18 protein-coding genes are annotated in these 20,170 nt (G+C 74.7%); 16 read left to right on the top strand and 2 right to left on the bottom strand.

The window, feature by feature from the left end:
* Positions 1-7: 7 nt before the first annotated feature.
* A complete protein-coding gene (locus OP86_RS23445; RefSeq protein ID WP_030060470.1) occupies positions 8-1,108 on the bottom strand; it encodes an alpha-hydroxy acid oxidase in 1,101 nt (366 codons plus the stop codon).
* 178 nt (positions 1,109-1,286) lie between these two features.
* Here OP86_RS23445 and OP86_RS23450 point away from each other — a divergent pair, with 178 nt between their 5' ends.
* The 16 genes from OP86_RS23450 (at position 1,287) to OP86_RS23525 (ending at position 18,336) form a co-directional block, all read left to right on the top strand.
* Positions 1,287-2,729 carry a class I adenylate-forming enzyme family protein gene (locus tag OP86_RS23450; protein WP_030060471.1) on the top strand — a complete coding sequence of 481 codons (1,443 nt, stop codon included), beginning with the start codon at positions 1,287-1,289 and terminating at the stop codon, positions 2,727-2,729.
* 70 nt (positions 2,730-2,799) lie between these two features.
* Positions 2,800-3,078, top strand: coding sequence for a phosphopantetheine-binding protein (locus tag OP86_RS23455; RefSeq protein ID WP_030060472.1), 279 nt, complete (start codon positions 2,800-2,802; stop codon positions 3,076-3,078).
* Positions 3,075-3,341, top strand: a complete 267-nt coding sequence (locus tag OP86_RS23460; protein WP_030060473.1) for a hypothetical protein — start codon at positions 3,075-3,077, stop codon at positions 3,339-3,341. Before OP86_RS23455 ends, OP86_RS23460 begins: the two co-directional genes overlap by 4 nt.
* Positions 3,342-3,400: 59 nt before the next feature.
* Entirely contained in the window at positions 3,401-4,603 is a 1,203-nt protein-coding gene (locus OP86_RS23465; RefSeq protein WP_030060474.1) for a beta-ketoacyl synthase N-terminal-like domain-containing protein, read from the top strand.
* Between the two features lie 14 nt (positions 4,604-4,617).
* Positions 4,618-5,145 (top strand): beta-ketoacyl synthase N-terminal-like domain-containing protein, encoded by a 528-nt coding sequence (locus OP86_RS23470; protein ID WP_063832440.1) that lies wholly within the window; start codon positions 4,618-4,620, stop codon positions 5,143-5,145.
* Between the two features lie 313 nt (positions 5,146-5,458).
* Positions 5,459-7,075: a class I adenylate-forming enzyme family protein gene (locus OP86_RS23475; protein ID WP_033333056.1), complete on the top strand. Its 1,617-nt coding sequence runs from the start codon at positions 5,459-5,461 to the stop codon at positions 7,073-7,075.
* Complete coding sequence (locus OP86_RS23480) at positions 7,072-8,352, top strand: beta-ketoacyl-[acyl-carrier-protein] synthase family protein (RefSeq protein WP_051830466.1); 1,281 nt, start codon at positions 7,072-7,074, stop codon at positions 8,350-8,352. The genes OP86_RS23475 and OP86_RS23480 overlap by 4 nt, the downstream gene beginning before the upstream one ends.
* A 63-nt stretch (positions 8,353-8,415) precedes the next feature.
* The gene (gene hppD, locus OP86_RS23485; RefSeq protein ID WP_033333060.1) at positions 8,416-9,402 is read left to right on the top strand and encodes a 4-hydroxyphenylpyruvate dioxygenase; all 987 of its coding nucleotides are present in this window, start codon (positions 8,416-8,418) and stop codon (positions 9,400-9,402) included.
* 31 nt (positions 9,403-9,433) lie between these two features.
* The gene (locus OP86_RS23490; RefSeq protein WP_030060481.1) at positions 9,434-10,348 is read left to right on the top strand and encodes a phytanoyl-CoA dioxygenase family protein; all 915 of its coding nucleotides are present in this window, start codon (positions 9,434-9,436) and stop codon (positions 10,346-10,348) included.
* Between the two features lie 116 nt (positions 10,349-10,464).
* A complete protein-coding gene (locus OP86_RS23495; protein WP_030060482.1) occupies positions 10,465-11,490 on the top strand; it encodes a thiamine pyrophosphate-dependent dehydrogenase E1 component subunit alpha in 1,026 nt (341 codons plus the stop codon).
* A complete protein-coding gene (locus tag OP86_RS23500; RefSeq protein WP_033333062.1) occupies positions 11,487-12,455 on the top strand; it encodes an alpha-ketoacid dehydrogenase subunit beta in 969 nt (322 codons plus the stop codon). The genes OP86_RS23495 and OP86_RS23500 overlap by 4 nt, the downstream gene beginning before the upstream one ends.
* 77 nt (positions 12,456-12,532) lie before the next feature.
* A complete protein-coding gene (locus tag OP86_RS23505) occupies positions 12,533-13,336 on the top strand; it encodes a DUF3050 domain-containing protein (protein WP_030060483.1) in 804 nt (267 codons plus the stop codon).
* A 352-nt stretch (positions 13,337-13,688) separates the two neighbouring features.
* The gene (locus tag OP86_RS23510) at positions 13,689-16,064 is read left to right on the top strand and encodes an ABC transporter ATP-binding protein/permease (RefSeq protein WP_030060484.1); all 2,376 of its coding nucleotides are present in this window, start codon (positions 13,689-13,691) and stop codon (positions 16,062-16,064) included.
* A 156-nt stretch (positions 16,065-16,220) separates the two neighbouring features.
* Positions 16,221-16,859: a hypothetical protein gene (locus OP86_RS23515; protein WP_033333064.1), complete on the top strand. Its 639-nt coding sequence runs from the start codon at positions 16,221-16,223 to the stop codon at positions 16,857-16,859.
* Positions 16,856-17,974: a serine/threonine-protein kinase gene (locus OP86_RS23520; protein ID WP_078653643.1), complete on the top strand. Its 1,119-nt coding sequence runs from the start codon at positions 16,856-16,858 to the stop codon at positions 17,972-17,974. The genes OP86_RS23515 and OP86_RS23520 overlap by 4 nt, the downstream gene beginning before the upstream one ends.
* Positions 17,962-18,336, top strand: a complete 375-nt coding sequence (locus tag OP86_RS23525; RefSeq protein ID WP_030060487.1) for a DUF1304 domain-containing protein — start codon at positions 17,962-17,964, stop codon at positions 18,334-18,336. Before OP86_RS23520 ends, OP86_RS23525 begins: the two co-directional genes overlap by 13 nt.
* Positions 18,337-18,377: 41 nt before the next feature.
* Here the strand turns inward: OP86_RS23525 and OP86_RS23530 are convergent, their stop codons facing one another.
* Positions 18,378-19,739, bottom strand: a complete 1,362-nt coding sequence (locus OP86_RS23530; RefSeq protein WP_033333066.1) for a streptophobe family protein — start codon at positions 19,737-19,739, stop codon at positions 18,378-18,380.
* Between the last annotated feature and the right edge of the window lie 431 nt (positions 19,740-20,170).

Consider the following 20,170-nt stretch of genomic DNA (forward strand, 5'->3'; position numbering starts at 1 on the left):
GTGCGGTTCAGCCGGCCGGGCGGGGCCAGGGGGCGAGGGCCGTCCGGTCCAGGTCGGCGAGCCGGGGACGGCCCAACAGGGCCATGGTGTGCTCCAGTTCCTCGCGCAGCAGGTCGAGCACCCGGTGCACGCCGGCCTCCCCGCCGGTGGCGAGGCCCCAGAACGCGGGGCGGCCGACCAGGACGGCGCGGGCGCCGAGGGCGAGGGCGACGGCGATGTCCGCGCCGGTGCGCACGCCGCCGTCGAGCAGCACCGGCAGCTCGGCGGGCACGGCCTGGACCACTTCGGGCAGTGCGGCCAACGCCGGTATCGCGCCGTCCAGTTGTCGCCCGCCGTGGTTGGAGACCAGGACGGCGTCGGCGCCGTGTTCGACGGCCAGCCGGGCGTCCTCGGCGGTCAGGATGCCCTTGAGGACCAGCGGCAGCCGGGTGCGTTCGCGCAGCCAGCCGAGGTCGGCCCAGCTCAGGGTGGGGTCGAACTGCTCGCGGGCGTGCTCGGCGATGCCCGAACTGCCGCCCGCGGCGCGGTGGCTGGCCGACATCAGGGCCGGGTCCAGGTTGACCGCGCGGACGGCGGGCGGGATGGCGAAGCCGTTGCGCAGGTCGCGCAGGCGGCGGCCGATCCTGGGGGCGTCGACGGTCAGCACCAGCGCCCGGAAGCCGGCCGCCTCGGCCCGCTCCACCAGGGCGGCGAGGGCGGCCCGTTCGCGCAGCCAGTACAGCTGGAGCCAGAGCGGGCCGGTGGCGGCCTCGGCGATCTCCTCCAGGGTGCGGCTGGCGAACATCCCGGCGACCAGCAGCGCCCCGGCCCGGCCGGCGGCGCGTGCGGTGGCGGTCTCGCCCTCCGGGTCGACCAGTCGGTGGTAGGCCATCGGGGCGATGCCGAGCGGGAGGCCGAGCGGTGCGCCGAGCAGGGTCAGCGCCGGGTCGCAGGCGGAGACGTCGACCAGGGTGCGCGGGCGCAGCGCATAGCGCCCGAACATCTCCCGGTTCGCGGCCAGGGTGCGTTCCGTGCCGCTGCCGCCTTCGATGAAATCCCATATTTCCGGGGCAAGTTGTTCGCGCGCCGCGCGCTCGATCCCGGTCAGCGTGAGTGCTCCCACGGGCATTCCTCGTTCCCGGACGGCCACGCGCGGGCCAGTCCCGGTTCGGCAGCGTAGGAGCAACGACCACATTGGTATAGACCTTGATTTGACCAAACGTCTGTGCCATGGTCTGGCAACGGAATTGACCGTATTGGTTGTGAACTGCGTTCATGACAAATCCCCTGACTTGTGTGGAGCCGCGTTGACCGGCTTTTCCCTCTCTTCACTTCCGCTTTCCGCACCGCCGCACTCCGACGCCCCGCACGACTGGGTCGACCGGCTGCTGCTGGCCGGCCCCGGCGGCGAGGAGTGCCTGCACCTCGGCACGCCGCTCGACCGGGCGGCCCTGCGCGCCCTGGTCGAGGAGCAGTCCGTACGGCTGACTGCGGCCGGGCTCGGCCCCGGCGGCACGGCGGCGCTGCGGCTGCCGCCCTCGGTGGCGTTCGTCGCGGTACTGCTGGCATGCTGGCGGCTCGGCGCCCAAGTCGCCCTGCTCGACCACCGGTTGACCGACCACGAGATCGACGCGGCGGTGGCGCGGCTGGCCCCGCAGGTGCTGATAGGCTCCGCCGATCGGCCCGCGGCGGCACTGCGCGGCTTCTCCGAGGTGGAACCGGCGGCCCTCCCGCTGCCGGACGGACACCCGGCCCGCACCGGGCACGCCCTGATCCAGCTCAGCTCCGGATCCACCGGCCCGGCCAAGGTCATCGCCCGTACCGCCGCCGACCTGCTGCGTGAACTCGACTGCTACCGAAGGCTGGTGGAGTTCCCGGGCGAGGGCGAACGGGTAATCCTGCTGTCCTCGGTGGTGCACGTGCTCGGCCTGGTCGGCGGGCTGCTCAACAGCCTGTACGCCCGCGCCGCGCTCACCGTGCCGGAGCGGATGACGGCGGCAGGCATCCTCGCCGCCGTCGCCGACTCCGACCGGCCGACCACGGTCATCGGAGTGCCCTTCCACGCCGAGCTGTTGGCGGGGGCGGTCGCTCCCCCGGCGCTGCCCCGGCTGCGACGGATGATCGTCGCGGGCGAACTGGTCCGCCCGGGCCTGCCCGCGCTGTTCACCGAGCGCTACGGCGTCCCGCTCGGAACCATGTACGGCATGACCGAGACCGGGGTCATCGCCACCGACCTCGACGGCACCCTCCACCCGGCCAAACGCGCCGTCCACGGGATGCGACTGCGCCTGGTGAAGGGCGAGTTGCAGCTCGGCGCGGACTCCTCACCGTACCCCGGCCTGGACGACCCGACCCGCTGGTCGGACGGCTGGCTGCACACCCGCGACGCGGCCGAGCTGGACGGAACCGCCAGCCTGGTCACCGTGCTCGGCCGACTGGACTCCCAGGTCTCGATCGGCGGCCTGAAGGTCGACCTCACCGAGGTCGAGCAGACCCTGGCCGCACTGCCCGAGGTCCGCGAGGCCGTGGTCGTCTTCGACGGCGGCGCGATCGAGGCCTACCTGGCCACCGAACCCGACGCCGACCTCGCCCTCGTCCAGGACGGGCTGGCCCGCCGCCTCGCCGCCTACAAGCGGCCGCGCCGGCTCGCCCTCCTCCCCCGACTCCCCCGCACCGCCACCGGCAAGCTGCTGCGCGACCCGGCCGCCCTGCGCGACACCGCCGCGGCCCCCGCGGCCACCGCGCACTGACCGCGCACCGACCGCGGGCAGCCACGCGCCCACGCACCCACGTTCCGGAACCCGACAAGGAGCCACCACCATGCAGGACCGCATCCGCGCGTTCGTCCTCGCCGCCCTCACCGAGATGCAGTACGACGTCTCCGAGGTCACCGGGGACACCGACCTCGGCCCGGCCGGGCTGGACCTCGAATCGCTCGCGCTGGCCGACCTCTCGGTGCAGGTCGAGGACGAGTTCGGGATCAAGTTCGACCTGGACGAGATGGAGACCACCGCGCTGATGACGCTGGACGAGTTCACCGCGGACGTCGCCCGACGGATCGACGCCCTCGCCGCCGCCTCCACCGGCAGCGCCGCATGACCGGCACCGAGCACGCCGAGGCCCTGCCGGACCGGGCCGAGGTCCTGACGATGCTGGCGGCGTTCGGGCAGCGCGCCGCCGACACCGTTCCCGAGGAGCTCGGATCACTCGAACTCACCTGGCTCGTCGCCGAGTTCGAGCAGCGGTACGGACTGCGGGTGGACCTGGACGACGAGCGCTTCGGCGCGGTGCGGACGGTCGACGACGCGACCGAGCTGCTGCGGGCGGCCGTCCTGGCCGAGCGCGCGGGCGTACGGCCGTGAACGGCCTCGCCACGGGCTCAGGGCCGCCCGGCCGGACCCGACCGCTGCCACCCGCCGGAGTGGTCCGCCCGGTCGTCACCGGGGTCGGCGTGCTCAGCGCCGCCGGGTACGGGCTCGCCGCGCTGACCGAGGCCACCACGCATGGCAAGGCCGCGTTCGGCCCGGTCACCCGCTTCGACGTGGGCGCCCGCCGCACCACCCGGGCCGCACTGCTGCCCGCCACCGCCGCTCCGGGCGGCACCCTGGCCCCGGTCGCCGCCCTGGCTCCGGTCGGCAGCGCGCCACCGGATGGCCCGACGCCACCGGACGGCACTGCTTCGGCCCGGGCAGTCCGGTCGGCCGAGGCGGCGCTGGACGCGATCGACCAGGCCTGCCGGCAGGCCGGCCTGACCGCCGCCGAGGGCGCCACGCTGCCCGTCCTGCTCGCACTGCACAGTGATGAGCACACCCGCGCCACCGCCGACGCGGTCGCGGCCGGGGTCCGTGCGGGCTGGGGAGCCCCGGGGGTCACCCGGGTGTACACCGGCGCCTGCGTGGCCGCCTCGACCGCCGTCGCCGACGCCGCCGCCCTGGTCGCCGCCGGACGGCACGAACGGGCCTTGGTCGCGGCCGTCCACCTGGTCGGACCGGGCGTGTTCGCCGTCTTCGACGCCGGGCGCGCGCTGGCCCGCGACGGCGAGCTGCGCCCGTTCAGCGCCGGCCGCACCGGCACCCTGCTCGGCGACGCGGCCGCCGCCGTCCTGGTCGAGGCCGCCCCGGCCGCCGAGCGGCGCGCCGCGCCGGTGCTCGCCCGGCTGGCCGGCTGGGGCCGCGCCGGGGACGCCCACCACGTCTGCCGCCCGGAACCGGACGGCACCGGGGCGGCCCGGGCGATCGAGGCCGCGCTCGGCCGCGCCGGCGTCGACCCGGCCGAGGTCGGCTACGTCAACGCCAACGGCACCGGCTCCACCCTGGCCGACCTGGCCGAGGCCCGCGCCCTGCGGCGGGTGTTCGGCCGGCACACCGGCGAACTGCCGGTCAGCTCCAGCAAGTCGGTGCACGGCCACGCCCTGGAGGCCTCCGCCCTGCTCGAACTCGCCGTCACCATCGGCGCGTTGGGGACCGGCCTGCTCCCGGTCAACGCCGGGTGGCTCGGCCCGGACCCGGACGTCGACCTGGACCTCGTCCTGGACGGCCCGCGTGCCGCCCGCCCCCGCTACGCCCTCAGCCTCAACTCAGCCTTCGGCGGCGCCAACACCGCCCTGCTGCTGGCCCCCGGATGACACCCACCACCACGATGACCACTCCTGCCGACGACCCCCACGGCCTGCGCGTCCTCGCCGAGGCCCGCCGCCCCGCGCCCGGCCTGGACGGGCCGCCGCCACCGCTGCCCGGCTTCGCCGCCTCCGGCTTCAACCCGCTGGTCGCCGACACCGCCGAGCGCTGTCTGCGCGCCGTCCACGGCGAGCCGCCCGCCCCCGGACGGACCGCCCTGCTGCTGGCCAGCGCGAGCGGCGACCTCGACACCGCGCGGGCGATCGAGCAGAGCACCGAACCCGGACGCCGGACGGGCCCGCTGCTGTTCTTCCAGTCCAACCCCAACGCCGTCCTCGGGCACATCTCGGCACGCTGGGGCCTGACCGGCCCGGTCGTGGCGATCTGCCCGGCGGAGGCCGAACCCGGCCGCGTACCGGCGGAAGCGTACGAGCTCGCCGCGCTGCTGCTCGCCGACGGGGACGCCGACCGGGTCCTCGTCGTGGCCGTCGAGCAGACGCCGGACGGGGACCGGGCCGCCGCCGTCCTGCTCTCGGCCCCGCCGACCTGAACCGGCCGACCTGAACCGCCGGCCTGAAAGCAGCCGACCTGAACCCGCCGACCTGAAAGCAGCCGACCTGAACCAGCCCTGAACCCGCCGATCACCCCCGGCCGTATCCACCACCGAGGCCCGGCGCCTGACGCAGCCGCACCCGGCAGACCAACCGCCGCCCGCCCGACACCGCCGCGCCACCCGCCGCCCGCCACCCGGCGCCTGCTTACCGCCGCGCCGCCCGCCGCCCGCCGCCCGCGCGGCCGACCGACCCCGCCACCTGATCAGCCGCCCGGGCCGTCCACCGGCCCCGAGGGAGGGATCCACCCCCGTGACCATCCGCAGTCTCCGCACCCTGCTCGCGGACGACCCCGACGTCGGCGCCGGCAACGTCCTGACCGCCCGGATCGCGCTCGGCCTGGACGTCGACGAGCCGCTGCTCACCTTCGACACCCCGGTGGACGACCACCCCGCCTGGCAGCCGTTCACGCTGCGCGAGCTCGACCGCGCCGTACGGGCCCGCGCCGCCGCCCTGCACGCGCTCGGCATCACCCGGCGCGACCCGGTCGTGGTCTACGCGAGCGACGCCGCCGACCACGTCCTCGCCTTCCTCGCGCTGGCCCGGCTCGGCGCCGTCCCCGCGCTGCTCAACCCCAACCTGGACGGTGAGCGCGCCGCCCGCTACACCGCCCGGCTCGGCGCGGCCGGTGTCCTCGCCGACCCGGCCCACCTGACCGCGCTGGCCGGCCACGACCCGGGCGCGCCGCTGCTGCCCGAGATCGCCACGCTCGGCGCGGGCGACCCGGACGCCGCACCGGCGCCGTACCGGCACTGGTCCGGCGACCCGGTCGCGATCACCCACTCCTCCGGCACCACCGGGATGCCCAAGGCCGTCGTCCACTCGCACGCCAGCCTGTACGCGGCGATCCGCCACCGGTTGCGGCTGCCCCGCCCGCAGGGCCAGGACCGGATGCTCAGCGCCCTGCCCGCGCCGCACGCCGCGACGGTGATCGCGCTCAACCTCGCACTCAGCTCGCACACCCAACTTGCCCTCCTGTCAGGGCAGTCCGGCGACGGCGCGCTCGCGGCGATCGAGCAGTGGCGGCCCACCGGGGTGATCGGCTTCGCCGCCACCTGGGCCGACCTCGCCCGCCACGACCTCGCCGCCCGGGACCTGACCTCCGTCGCCCTCTGGTGGAACACCGGCGACTGCGCCCACGAGGTGCACATCCGCCGGCTGATCGCCACCGGCAGCCGGGAGACCGTCACCCGCACGGGCCGCTCCCGCGTGCCCGGCTCCCAGTTCGTGGACGGCCTCGGCTCCACCGAGATGGGCCACTCCCACTTCTTCATCACCCACGGGCCCGGCACCGAACGCTACGGCCGCTGCGTCGGGCGCCCGCACGCCTTCGTCGACTGCGAGGTGGTCGGCCCGGACGGCGAACCGCTCGGCCCCGGCGAGGTCGGCGAACTCGCCACCGCCTCCCCGACCTTGGCCCTCGGCTACTGGAACGACTCGGCCACCACCTTCCGTACCCGGATCCGCGGCCGCTTCCTCACCGGGGACCTGATGTACCGGGACGAGGAGGGCTACTACTACCACGTCGACCGCGCCGTGGACTCCGTCGAACTCGACGACGGCAAGCGGCTGTTCACCGCGATGTCGGAGGAGCGGGTACTGGCCGCCTGCCCGGACGTGCTGGACTGCACGGTGGTGGCCGTCCGGGACGGCGCGCGCGTCGTCACCGACGTGCTGCTGCTCCTCGCCGAGGGCGCCGACCAGGCCACGGACCGCACCGAGGCCGTCGTCGCGGCCCTGGACGAAGCCGCCGCCGCGACGGTGCGCCGGGTACTGGCGGTCTCCCCGGACGACATCCCGCTCGGCCCGACCGGCAAGGTCCGCAAGGTCCTGCTGCGCGAGCGCCACCTCGCGGCGGTGGACGCGTGAGCGAACGGACCGTCGGGAGGGGCGCGGCTCGCACCGGCGCCGTCGTCACCGGAATCGGCCTGGTCTCCCCGCTCGGCCGCAAGCCCGCCGAGGTGTTCGAGGCGCTGACCGCCGGCCGGTCCGGCGTCCGGGCCGTGCCCGAGGGGCACGCCGCGCACGGCTGGCTGCCCGCCGCCGGGATCGCGCCCGCCGTGGACGGCCGGGAGGTGCTGCCGCCCACCGAGGCCCGCTGCGTGGACCGCTTCGTGCTGCTCGGCCTGGCCGCCGCCGACGACGCGCTCGCCGACGCCGGCCTGGTGGTCGGCCGGGACGCCGACCCGCACCGCACCGCCGTGGTGCTGGCGACGGGCGGCGGCGGGCTGGAGACCTTCGAGCAGCAGTCGCACCGCCGGCTGGAGCGCGGCCGCCCTGGCGTCAGCCCGTACCTGCTGCCGGGCATGCTCTCCAACATGGCCGCCGCCCGGGTCGCCATCAAGCACGGCATCCGGGGCTACAGCTCCGCCGTGGTGACGGCCTGCGCGGCCGGCGCCCAGGCGATCGCCGAGGGGCTACGGCTGATCCGGGCCGGCGACGCGGACGTGGTGGTGTGCGGCGGCACCGAGTCCTCGCTGCACCCGACCATCGCCGCCGCCTTCACCAACGCCCGGGCCCTGGCCCAGGGTTGGGACGACCCCGGGCAGGCCGGCCGGCCCTTCGACACCCGCCGCAACGGCTTCGTGCTGGGCGAGGGCAGCGCCGTCCTGATCCTGGAGCGCGCCGAGCACGCCGACGCCCGCGGCGCGGCCGGCTACGCGGACGTCCTCGGCTGGGGCGCGTCCACCGACGCCCACCACCCGACCATGCCCCGCCCCGACGGCACCGGCGCCGCCGACGCGATGCGCGCCGCACTCGCCAACGCGGGCCTGGCCCCGGGCGACATCGACTACGTGAACGCCCACGGCACCGGCACCAGGCTCGGTGACGCGGCCGAGACCGCGGCGCTGCGCGCCGTCTTCGGCGAACAGCCGCCCGCGGTCAGCTCGACCAAGGGCGCCACCGGCCATCTCCTCGGCGCCGCAGGTGCGTTGGAGGCGGCGGTGACCGCCCTGGCGGTGGCGAGGGGGACGCTGCCGCCCACGCTCAACCTGACCGATCCCGACCCGGCCTGCGACCTGGACCACGTCCGGGGCGCCGCCCGGACCGCCCCGGTGCGCGCCGCGCTGAGCAACGCCTTCGCCTTCGGCGGCCACAACCTCAGCCTCATCCTCGGCCCGGCCTCCACCCGGACCGCGCGGTAGCCCGACCGCGCGTAGCCCGACCGCCAACAGCCCGACCTGCCATCCCTCCGGGGGGAGATCCCGTTGTCCATCCAGACCATCACCCACGTCGAGTTCCATTGCGCGGACGCGGACAAGACCGCGACCGAACTCTGCGCCGATTACGGCTTCACCGCCGACGCCCCGGCGATCGGCCCGGGCGGCACCCGCATCATCGAGCTGCGCCAGGGCACGATCCGGCTGCACCTGACGTCAGCCGCCGCCCCCGAGCACCCGGTGGCCGGGTTCGTCGCCCGCCACGGGGACGGCGTCGCCGTGCTCGCGCTCGGCTGCACCGACCCGCAGGCCGCGCTGGAACGGGCCGAGCGGCACGGCGCCCGGGTGCTGGACCGGGCCGGCGCCCTGGTCGCCGGCTTCGGCGACACCGCGCTGCGCTTCGTCCCGCTGCGCACCGCCGACCCCGCCCCGGAGCCCCGCCTGCTGGACGCCCTCGACCACGTCGCGATCTGCCTCCCGGCCGGCCGGCTCGCCGAAACCGTCCGGTTCTGCGAGGCCGCGCTGGGTTTCCACACGATCTTCGAGGAGTACATCGAGGTCGGCGAGCAGGCCATGGACTCCAAGGTCGTACAGAGCCCCTCCGGCGCGGTCACCTTCACCCTGATCGAGCCCGACACCGGCCGCCGCCCCGGCCAGATCGACGACTTCCTCTCCGCCCACGGCGGCGCCGGCGTGCAGCACCTCGCCTTCAGCACCCGTGACATCACCACCGCCGTCCGGACCGTCCGGGCCCGCGGCGTGGAGTTCCTCACCACCCCGGGCGCCTACTTCGACGTCCTGGCCGAGCGTTTCGGCGAGACGGCCATCCCGGTGGAGACCCTGCGCGACCTGCACGTCCTGGTCGACCAGGACCACGGCGGCCAGCTGTTCCAGATCTTCGCCCGCTCGACACACCCCCGGCGCACCTATTTCCTGGAACTGATCGAGCGTCAGGGCGCCGGTACCTTCGGCACCGCGAACATCAAGGCCCTGTACGAGGCCATCAGGCGGCACAGCTCCGCCGCCTCCGTCTGACCACCCCGCACCCCCAAAGGAGGCCCACACGATGACCGCGACCACCGAGTTCCGGCTCACCGAGGCCGAACGCGCCCTGCTCCCCACCGCCGAGGAGGTGGCCCACTACCGCGAGCACGGCTGGTACCTGTCCCGCCGGCTGTTCGGCGACGAGGAACTGGACGCCCTCCAGGCCGCCACCGAGCTGTACTACGCGGGCCACCGCGACCGCGAACTGCCCGTCCGGCCGCCCAGGTTGGCCTCCTGGCAGCCCTCGGACGGGCCCGTCCAGCGGCACAACGACTACGTCCACTACGAGAGCGACGCGATCGGCGCGATCCTGCGCAAGCCGCTGCTCGGCGCGGTGGCCGCGCTGCTCGCCGGGACGGCGGAGATCCGGGTCTTCCAAGCCACCCTGATCTACAAGCCGCCGGTCCCCGGCGAGCCCAGCAACCAGGTGCCGTGGCACTTCGACAAGCACTACTGGCAGACCTGCACCTCGCCCGAGATGCTCACCGCCTTCGTCCCGTTCCACGACTGCCGCGAGGAGAACGGCACCATCACCATGGTCGACGGCAGCCACCGCTGGCAGGAGCTGCCCTCCGGCGAGGACTCCACCCGGCACTTCGCCGACCGCGACCGCTCCGAGCTGGACGGCATCCTGGCCGCCAACGCGGCCCACAACGGGCAGCAGGTGCACAAGGTCCCGATGCTGATCCCGCGCGGCCACGTGTCCTTCCACCACTGCCGCACCTACCACGGCAGCGGCCCCAACCTGGCCCCCTACCCGCGCCGGGCCGTCTCGCTGCACCTGCAGGACGGCGCCAACGAGTACCGCCGGCACGACCGGGGCGACGGCAGCCCGGTGGTGTACAACCACGACGTGCTGGTGCGCCGCACCGCCGACGGACGGCCGGACTACGCCGACCCGGACTTCTGCCCGGCGATCTGGCGGGGACGGCCGTGACGGCCGTGACAGCTGTAACGGCCGTGACGGCTCCCCGGGAACCGTCGACCGCACCGGGTTCTCCCGCTGCTCCGGGCACCCCTGCCCCGCTCGGCACCCCCGCCGAGCGCTACCGGATGCTGCGGCTGATCCGCGGCTTCGAGGAGCTGGCGCTGGGCCTGGTGAAGTCCGGCGCGATCCCCGGCGGCATCCACCCGTACATCGGGCAGGAGGCCGTCGCGGTCGGCGTCTGCTCGGCCCTGGGCCCGGCCGACCGGCTCACCAGCACCCACCGCGGGCACGGCCACGTGCTTGCCCGGGGTGCCGCGCCGCACCGGATGCTCGCCGAACTCCTCGGCCGGGTCGACGGGTTGAACGCCGGCCGGGGCGGGTCCATGCACGCCGCCGACCTCTCGCTGGGCATCCTCGGCGCCAACGGCATCGTCGGCGCGGGCGCCCCGATCGCGGTCGGCGCCGCCTGGGCGGCGCAGCAGGCCCGACTGGCCCAGCAGGCCCAACTGGCGCAACAGGCGCAACAGGCGCAACAGGCGCAACTGGCGCAGGACGACCGGGGGTCGCACGGACACCTCCCGGTCGCGGTGGCTTTCTTCGGCGACGGCGCGCTCAACCAGGGCGTCCTGCTGGAGTCGCTCAACCTCGCCGCGATGTGGCGCCTTCCGGTGCTGTTCGTCTGCGAGAACAACGGCTACGCCACCACCCTGCCCGCCGCCACCGCCGTCGCGGGCAGCGCCACCGGGCGGGCGGCCGCCTTCGGCATCCCCGTCGAGGAGGTGGACGGCATGGACACCGAGGCCGTCCGAGCCGCCGCCCTGCGCGCCGTCCGGCGGGCCCGCGACGGCGACGGCCCCGGCTTCCTGGAGTGCCGCACCTACCGCTACGAGGGCCACCACACCATGGAGCGCCGGATGAAACTGCGCTACCGCACCCCCGCGGAGGTCGAGGCCTGGCGCGACCGCGACCCGCTCCCCCGGGCCGCCGCCCTGCTCGACCCCGCCACGGCCGCCGGGCTGGACCGCTCGGTCGCCGAACAGCTCGCCGCCGCCGAGGAGTTCGCGCTCGCCTCCGAACACCCGGACCCGGCGGGCGCGTTGGACCACCTGTACGCCGACGGGCTGCGCCCCCGGCCGGGAGTGACACCGTGACCAGGCTCTCCTACACCAAGGCGCTCAACCGGGCACTGGCCGACGAACTCGCTGCCGATCCGGCGGTCTGCGTCTTCGGCGAGGACATCGGCGTCGGCCTGGCCGGGCCCACGCTCGGCCTGCTGGACCGCTTCGGCCCGGGGCGGATCGTCGACACACCGCTGTCCGAACAGGCCTTCACCGCGATGGCGGTCGGTGCGGCGCTCGCCGGCCGGCGGCCCGTGCTGGAGTTCCAGATCCCCTCGCTGCTGTTCCTGGTCTTCGAGCAACTCGTCAACCAGGCCCACAAGTTCTCGCTGATGACCGGTGGCCAGGCGGCCGTGCCGCTGACCTGCCTGGTGCCTGGGTCGGGCTCCCGGGACGGCTGGGCGGGGCAGCACTCCGACCACCCGTACAGCCTGTTCGCGCACGCCGGCATCAAGACCGTGGTGCCCGCCACCCCGACGGACGCCTACGGGCTGCTGCGCTCGGCGATCCGGGATCCGGACCCCGTCGTGGTGTTCGCGCCCGCCGCCGCCCTGCCGGTGCGCGAGACCGTCACCTGGGACCTCGCGCCCGTCCCGCTCGGCCGGGCCCGGATCCACCGCCCGGGCACCGACGTCACCGTCGTCGCGGTCGGCCACCTGGTGCACGACGCACTCGCGGTGGCGGAGGAGGTCGCCGCGGACGTCTCCGTCGAGGTGCTCGACCCGCGCACGCTGTACCCCCTGGACCGGGCCGCGCTCGCCGCCTCGCTGGAACGCACCGGCCGACTCGTCGTGTTCGACGACTCCAACCGCAGCTGCGGCTTCGGCGCGGAGGTGCTGGCCACCGCCGCCGAGGAGCTGCGCCTGATCGCCCCGCCCCGCCGGATCACCCGCCCCGACGGCGCCGTCCTGCCCTTCGCCCCGGCCCTCGACCGGGCCGTCCAGCCGGGCCGCGAACAACTGCGGCACGCGCTGTACGGCGTCATGAAGCACCACTGAACGAAGCACCACCGAATGCAGCGCCACCGACCGAAGCACCAACTGAGCGACGCGCCACTGAGTGACAAGGAGTCCGTATGTCCGCCAACCGCTACCACTGGGACCGCTCCCACCCCGGACTGACCAGCCTCCAGCGGGTCATCGACCCGCTGCGCCGCGAGGTCGTCGGCCATTCCGTGTACGGCGCGCTCGACAGCATCGAGCGCGTCCGCACCTTCCTGAACAGCCACGTCTTCGCCGTCTGGGACTTCATGTCGCTGCTGAAGAGCCTGCAGCGCGACCTGACCTGCGTCGACGTCCCGTGGGTGCCGAACGGCCCGACCGCGAGCCGCCGGCTGATCAACGAGATCGTGCTGGTCGAGGAGAGCGACGAGCTGGGTGAGGGCTACACCAGCCACTTCGAGCTGTACCTGGAGGGCATGCGCCAGGCCGGCGCGAACCCCCGCCCGGTGGAGGAGTTCCTGGGCCTGCTGGGCGCCGGCACCGCCGTGCCGGACGCCCTCAAGACGGCTGAAGTCCCGCAGGCCGCCGTCGACTTCACCGGCACCACCTGGTCCATCATGGAGAACGCCCCGGTGCACTGCCGGGCGGCCGCCTTCGCCTTCGGCCGCGAGGACCTGATCCCGGAGATGTTCGCCCAGGTGATCGCGATCGACGACCCGGACGGCGTGCTCACCGTCTTCAAGGACTACCTGGCCCGGCACATCGAGGTCGACGGCGAGCAGCACACGCCGATGGCGATGCAGATGCTGATCGACCTGTGCGGCGACGACCAGGACAAGTGGGACTCCTGCGCCGAGACCGTGCGCACCTCGCTGCAGGCCCGCTCCCGGCTCTGGACCGCGATCGAGCGGTCCTTCCCGGATTCCTCGGCGAGCTAGCCGGAGCTGGCCGGAACCGGGGAGAGCCACCGATCGCCCGGACCGCCTCAGAGCACCTTGGGCAGGACGGCCGACGACATGGGCGGTTCGTCGGCCGCCGTCCGGTAGCGGTGCAACTGGGGCCAGATGCTCATGGGTTCCGGTCCGAAGCACTCGATGACAGAAGCACTCGACGACACACGCACGGCCACGCACGGAGACGAACCGCCACGCCCCGTGACGCTCCGCTGCGCGCGCGGCGGGGTCCGACGCGCGGGCACGCCGAACGATAGTGCCACCCCAGGGCAGTGGTCCAGTCCAATCACACGTTCCGGAAAGGCCCTTCGCGCCCGCCGACGATAGAATGCGCAGCATGGGACAGCGCCCCGGCGCACCCCCCGCGCCACCCCTCGTCCTGGTCACCGACACCGACTCGCAGCTGATCGACCCGGCCCGGGCCTACCACCTCGGCCGCGACCCGACCAGCGAGATCGTGCTGGACGACCCCCGGGTCTCCTGGCACCACGCGGTCCTGCGCGCCACCGAAGGCCACTGGCTGCTGGAGGACGTCGGCAGCACCAACGGCACCTACGACCAGGGCCACCGGGTCAGCCGCGAGGACGTCGGCCCCGGCACCCGGCTGCGCTTCGGCGACCCGGCCGACGGCCCCTCCGCGGCCTTCGCCGGCGTGCCCGCCGCCGCCCCGCAGGAGCGCCCGTCCCTGGTCGCCCCGCAGAGCTCCGGCACGTTCCGCAGCCCCAGCGCCGTCCTCCAACTGCCCGGCCACACCGTCCGGATCGGCCGCTCGCGCGACAACGACCTGGTCCTGGACGATCTGGTGGTCTCCCGGCACCACGCCGAACTGCGCGAACTGCCCGACGGCAGCCACGAGATCGTCGACCTGGACAGCCACAACGGCACCTACCTCAACGGCCGCCCGGTCCGGCGGGCCCCGGTCGGCCCGGCCGACATCGTCGGCATCGGGCACTCCGCGCTCTGCCTCTCCGACGGCCACCTGGTCGAGTACACCGACACCGGCGAGATCTCCCTGGACGTCCAGCACCTGGTGGTCCGGGTCGGCCCCGACCACCGGGTGCTGCTGGACGACGTCGGCTTCCCGCTCGCCGAGAAGGCGCTGCTCGCGGTGGCCGGCCCGAGCGGCGCGGGCAAGTCCACCCTGCTCAACGCGCTCACCGGGCTGCGCCCCGCCGACGAGGGCACGGTGCTGTACGACGGGCGCGACCTCTACCGCGACTACGCCGAACTGCGCCGCCGGATCGGCCTGGTGCCGCAGGACGACATCCTGCACACCCAGCTCACCGTCCGCCGTGCCCTGTCCTACGCCGCCGAGCTGCGCTTCCCCGGCGACACCGACCCGCAGGAGCGGGAGGCCAGGGTCCGCGAGGTGATCCACGAGCTGGGCCTGGACGCCCGGGCCGACCAGGTGATCGCCAGCCTCTCCGGCGGCCAGCGCAAGCGGGTCAGCGTCGCCCTGGAGCTGCTCACCAAGCCGTCCCTGCTCTTCCTCGACGAACCGACCTCCGGCCTGGACCCGGGCATGGAGCGTTCGGTGATGCACATGCTGCGCGGACTGGCCGACGACGGCCGCACGGTGGTCGTGGTGACGCACAGCGTGCTGAGCCTGAACGTCTGCGACCGGCTGCTGGTGCTGGCCCCGGGCGGGCGGACGGCATACTACGGGCCGCCCGGCGAGGCGCTCGACTACTTCGGCTACCAGGAGTGGCCGGAGGCCTTCGAGGCCTTCGAGAACGAGGATCACGCCGCCTGGCAGAGCCGCTTCCGCGCCTCGCCGCAGTACCGGCGGTACGTGACGGCCGAGGCCGTGGCCTCGGTGCCGATGCCACCGGCGCCCGTCCCCGTGCAGGCGCCGCAGCGCGCACCGGGCCGGGCACCGTCGATCGGACGGGAGAAGCCGCAGGGCTGGTTCGCCCAGCTGGGCACCCTGGTGCGCCGGTACGCCTCGGTGCTGGCCGCCGACCGGCTGTTCCTCACCATCATGGTGGTGCTGCCGTTCGTCATCGGCCTGATGTGCCGGGTGATGGCCGGCTCCCGCCTCACCCCGGTCAACGCCGTCAACTGCCTGCTCACCCTCTGCATCGGCGGGCTGCTGACGGGCGCCGCCAACTCGGTGCGCGAGCTGGTCAAGGAGCGCGCGATCTACCAGCGGGAGCGCGTGGTCGGGCTGTCCAGATCGGCCTACCTGGTCTCGAAGGTGATGGTCCTCGGCATCGTCACGGTGAGTCAGGCCACGGTGCTCACCGTGGTCGGCCTGGCCGGGGTGGACCTCTCCGCGGCGGTGCCGACCGGCGTCGTGATGCCCCAACTGCCCGAACTGATCATCGCCGTCGCCCTGCTCGCGTTCTCGGCGATGATGCTCGGCCTGGTGGTCTCCGCGCTCGTGGACAAGGAGGAGGCCACCATGCCGCTGCTGGTGCTCCTCTCCGTCGTGCAGATCGTCTTCAGCGGCCTGATGCTCAAACTCCACGGCGTTCCCGGACTGGAGCAGTTCGCCTGGCTGATCCCGTCCCGCTGGGGCATGTCGGCGATGGCCCGTACGGTGCAGCTGCACACGCTCTTCCCGAACGACATCACCGCGGACCCGATGTTCCGGCACGAGCGGTCCGGCTGGGAGCTCTGCATGGTCATGCTGCCGCTGCTGTCGGCCGCGTACGGGATGCTGGTCCTGGCGCTGCTGCGGCGGCACGAGCCCTCGATCATGCGCAAGTAGCCCATGCCGCCCCGCACGCCCTGGCCGCCCACCGATCGCGCTCGGTCGGCGACGCCGGGTCGGCCCGGGCCGCCGCCGGTAGAGTGGGAGACGACCTGTGGTGCGAGTCGTGCCGCGCGCGGCGGGGGTCGCGCGGCGGAGGAAATGTAGCCGCCCATGGACGAGTTCGCGTTGCGCCCCACCCACGTCGCCCCGCCGGGCGGGATGGCCTCCTGGGCGGCCCCGGACCCGGCACGCCCCTCCGCCCGGCTGGACGCGCTGCTCCCGCTGCAACTGCTCGGCCGCCAGGGCGACTGGGCCCAGGTGCTGTGCTCCAACGGCTGGACCACCTGGGTGGACGGCCGTCTGCTGGTCGCCCTCCCGCAGCCGCCGCCCGCGGCCGGGGGCCCGCCCGCCCGGACCGCGGACCCGCGGCCGGCGCTCGCCGAGGCCGAGAGCGCGCTCGCCCGCTACCGCACCCTGCTGGAGGACCTCGCGGCGGGCACGCTCGACCTGGAGACCTTCCGGGAGCGCTCGCGCGGCCTGCGGATCGGCCTGGTGGTCGACGGCGAGGAGCTCTGGGCCTTCGACCCGGTGCACGACCGCTGGTGCTACTGCGACGGGCTCCAGCTCCAGACGTACGCGGCCACCGACCGGCCGCCGCCGTCCGCCGCGCCGCGGCCGGCCCGGACCCCCGCGCCCGCACCGACTCCGGCGCCCGGCGCCTCGCCGACACCGGCAGCAGCTCCGGGTCCTGGTCCGGGTCCGGCTCCGGCGCACAACCCGTACGCCCCCACCCGGACGAGCGACCCGTGACCTCCGCCGAGCGGCCGTCCGCGCCCAGCCTGCCCGCCGGCCTGGTCGGGCGGAAGGTCGCGGGATACCGGCTGGAGAGCGAGATCGGGCGCGGCGGGATGGCCGTGGTCTACCGGGCCAAGGACCTGCGGCTCGGCCGGACCGTCGCCGTCAAGCTGCTGGCCCCCGAACTGGCCCGCAACGAGGTGTTCCGGCAGCGCTTCATGCACGAGTCCGAGGCCGCCGCCGCCATCGACCACCCGCACATCATCCCGGTGTTCGAGGCGGGCGAGCACGAGGGCATCCTGTTCATCGCCATGCGCTACGTCGAGGGTGGCGACCTGCGCGCCCTGCTCAACCGCGGCGGCCCGCTGCCCGCCGCGCGGGCCACCCGGCTGGCCCTGCAGATCGCCTCCGCGCTGGACGCCGCGCACGATCACGACCTGGTCCACCGGGACGTCAAACCGGGCAACGTGCTGGTCGCCGCCGGGACGGACAGCGAGCACCCCGAGCACCTGTACCTGGCGGACTTCGGGCTGACCAAGAAGTCCCTCTCGCTCAGCGGGCTGACCAGCGTCGGCCAGATCGTCGGGACACTCGACTACGCGGCGCCCGAGCAGATCTCCGGCAAGCCCCTGGACGGGCGCTGCGACCAGTACAGCCTCGGCTGCGTGGTCTTCGAGATGCTCGCCGGCACCCCGCCGTTCCAGCGGGAGAGCGACCTCGCGCTGCTCTGGGCCCACCTCAACGACCCGCCGCCCGCACTGCGCGAGCACCGGCCCGACCTGCCGGACGCCGTGGGCGCGGTGGTCGCCCGGGCCCTCGCCAAGACACCCGACGAGCGGTACGCGAGCTGCCTGCAGTTCGTCGCCGAGCTGCGCGCCGCGACCGCCGCCGAGGACGCCCGGGCCGAGGGACGGTGGAGCGGGGAGGGGCCGCCCACCCAGGTCGTCCCGGTGGTCTCCCCGGGCGGCCCCCTGGCGGTGCCGGAACCGCCGGCCTGGGCCGCACCGGTCGTCCACCCGCCGTCCTGGTCACCCGCCCCGTTCGCCCCCTCCACACCGTTCGCACCGTCCGCACCCGTCGCCCCAGACGGGAGCCGCTCAGCAGGGAGCCGCCCGACATGGACGCCGTGAGCCAGGTCTTCGCCATGATCGCTGCCGCGATCCACCTCGTGGTGTGGCCGTTGGAGAGCTTCCTCTACGGACACCCCCGGGTGCGCTACCTGCTCACCGGCAACACGGCGGACGCCCCGGAGGTCCGGCTGTGGCGCTTCAACGTGGGCTTCTACAACCTGTTCCTGGCCCTCGGCCTGGTCGCGGGCCTCGTCCTGCTGCACACCGGGAACAGCAGCTCGGGCCGGCCGGTGATCCTCTACATCGCCGCGTTCATGGTCGCGGGCGGGACCACCCTCTTCGTCTCGGAGCCCAAGCTGTGGCGCGGCGCCCTCGGCCAGGCCGTCCCGGCGGCGGTGATCCTTCTGACGGAGGCTTTCTGACGGACCATCACATTCGTCGAGGAGGGCGACGCCCGGGCCGCTCACCTCCGCCGAGGGTCCTCCTCGGTGACCTCTCCGGTGACCTCTCCCCGGTGCTGGACCCGGGTCGCGAGCAGCGCGCCGAGCGCACCGGTGAGCAGCCCCCAGCCCGCCGCGAGCGGGACGGCCGTCCACAGCGACGGGCGCAGGGTGAGGCTGCCGCTGCCCAGGCCCGCCAGCGGGTTGGAGCCGCCGAGGACGGCACCGAGCAGGTCGCCGAGGCCGCCCCGGCCCAGGCCGACGCCGAGCACGGAGAGCCCGTAGTCGGCGTCCGTCCGGGTCCACAGGCCCACCAGCAGCACGGTGACGGCGGTGGCGAGCGCGAACCGCACGGCGTGCTGCCAGAGCCGGACGGTGCGGGGCGAGCGGCGCGCCGCGAGGAAGGCCGCCGCGAGCAGCAGCACGGCGGCCAGCGGCAGCAGCCACCAGCTGCGCGCGTCGTGTTCGGCCAGGGTGCCGAGGTCGATCGTCGCCTGCTGCCCGTCCGGTGCGCGCAGCGCCTCGGCGAGCGGTTTGGGGACGGGCAGGCCGAGGCCGCCGACCAGCCGGCCGTGCCACTCGGCGCCGAGCCCGACGCCGAAGGCCAGCCAGACCAGGTCGGGCAGCGCGAGCAGCACGACGGCCAGGGTCTGCCGGGCGTTGCCGTGCACGATCGCGGTCAGCACCCCCGCCACCGCGCCGATCACCAGGTACCCGAGCAGCACCATCCAGAGCGCGAACGCGGCCGGGCGGACGGCGAGTTGGTAGCGCACCAGGGCGCGCGGCAGCGGCGCGCGCCGGGACACCGCGAAGCCGCCCGCGAGCACCAGCAGGAGCCAGGCGAAGCCGATGCCGACCGTGCTCGGGATGTCCGCGTGGAAGCCGACCTCCGGGGTGAGCCCGAGTGCGCCGCCCAGCGACTGCACGAGGTCGCCGCCCAGTGGGACGACGAAACTGTGCCGGGCGACGACCGTCAGCAGGACGAGGGCGAGCAGCCAGACCACGGCCGTCCGGGCGATCCGGCCGAGCAGTTCACCACTGCCGGCCACCGCGCGGAAGCGCAGCTGACGAAGGAACACCTCGGCCATCGCGACCGCGCCGGCCACGGAGACGGACAGCGGCATCGCGCTGATCCCGGCGTCCAGCGCGGCGAAGCCGCCCGCACCGCCGTCGAGTCGGACGGCCCCGCCGACGGCGAGCGCGAGCGTCGCGGCCAGGACGGCGGGGAAGCCGCCGTCCGGTAGGGCGTCCGCGCCGGCCAGCCAGAGGCCGAGCGCGGCCACCGCCGCCATCGCGACCAGCCCGGCCAGCACGACGGCGAGCGCGTCCAGCCAGCCCCGGACAGCACCGGGCGGGCCCGCGGCGCGGGTCGTGGGCTGCTGCATGCCGCCTCCTGGTCGTTCGATGGGACGCCACCGGGGCTCCGGCGGACACGCTCGGCGGAACGTTCCCCGGGCCGCTTCGGCCCGGCCGGGGCTGCGGCCTTGCCGCATGTCCGGCCCTGCCGCATGTCCGGCCCGACCGGGTGTCCGGCCCGACCGGGTGTCCGGCCCGACCGGGTGTCCGGTCCGGCCGGGCTGCGGCCCGCTCGGGTTCCAGGGTGGCCGACGCCCGGCGGGCACGCTCGGCGACACCCACGGCACCTGCTGTTGCGGCGAACGGGGCACCGGGGGAGAAATGGAACCCCATGGCAGGAGATTCCCGTGCCGGCCCCGATCGCCGGCCGCCTGCGAAACGGAGCCCCGATGACCTCCCAACCTGTCTCTTATACACATCTCCGAGCCCACGAGACAGGCAGAAATCTCGTATGCCGTCT

This window comes from Streptomyces novaecaesareae, from assembly GCF_000716875.1.
GTDB lineage: Bacteria > Actinomycetota > Actinomycetes > Streptomycetales > Streptomycetaceae > Kitasatospora > Kitasatospora novaecaesareae.

Coding starts and splice junctions, on each gene's coding strand:
- OP86_RS23505 (WP_030060483.1), top strand. CDS start 12,533: ATGTCCGCCAACCGCTACCACTGGGACCGCTCCCACCCCGGACTGACC.
- OP86_RS23490 (WP_030060481.1), top strand. CDS start 9,434: ATGACCGCGACCACCGAGTTCCGGCTCACCGAGGCCGAACGCGCCCTG.
- OP86_RS23495 (WP_030060482.1), top strand. CDS start 10,465: ATGCTGCGGCTGATCCGCGGCTTCGAGGAGCTGGCGCTGGGCCTGGTG.
- OP86_RS23525 (WP_030060487.1), top strand. CDS start 17,962: ATGGACGCCGTGAGCCAGGTCTTCGCCATGATCGCTGCCGCGATCCAC.
- OP86_RS23530 (WP_033333066.1), bottom strand. CDS start 19,739: ATGCAGCAGCCCACGACCCGCGCCGCGGGCCCGCCCGGTGCTGTCCGG.
- OP86_RS23455 (WP_030060472.1), top strand. CDS start 2,800: ATGCAGGACCGCATCCGCGCGTTCGTCCTCGCCGCCCTCACCGAGATG.
- OP86_RS23470 (WP_063832440.1), top strand. CDS start 4,618: ATGACCACTCCTGCCGACGACCCCCACGGCCTGCGCGTCCTCGCCGAG.
- OP86_RS23460 (WP_030060473.1), top strand. CDS start 3,075: ATGACCGGCACCGAGCACGCCGAGGCCCTGCCGGACCGGGCCGAGGTC.
- OP86_RS23445 (WP_030060470.1), bottom strand. CDS start 1,108: ATGCCCGTGGGAGCACTCACGCTGACCGGGATCGAGCGCGCGGCGCGC.
- OP86_RS23515 (WP_033333064.1), top strand. CDS start 16,221: ATGGACGAGTTCGCGTTGCGCCCCACCCACGTCGCCCCGCCGGGCGGG.
- OP86_RS23510 (WP_030060484.1), top strand. CDS start 13,689: ATGGGACAGCGCCCCGGCGCACCCCCCGCGCCACCCCTCGTCCTGGTC.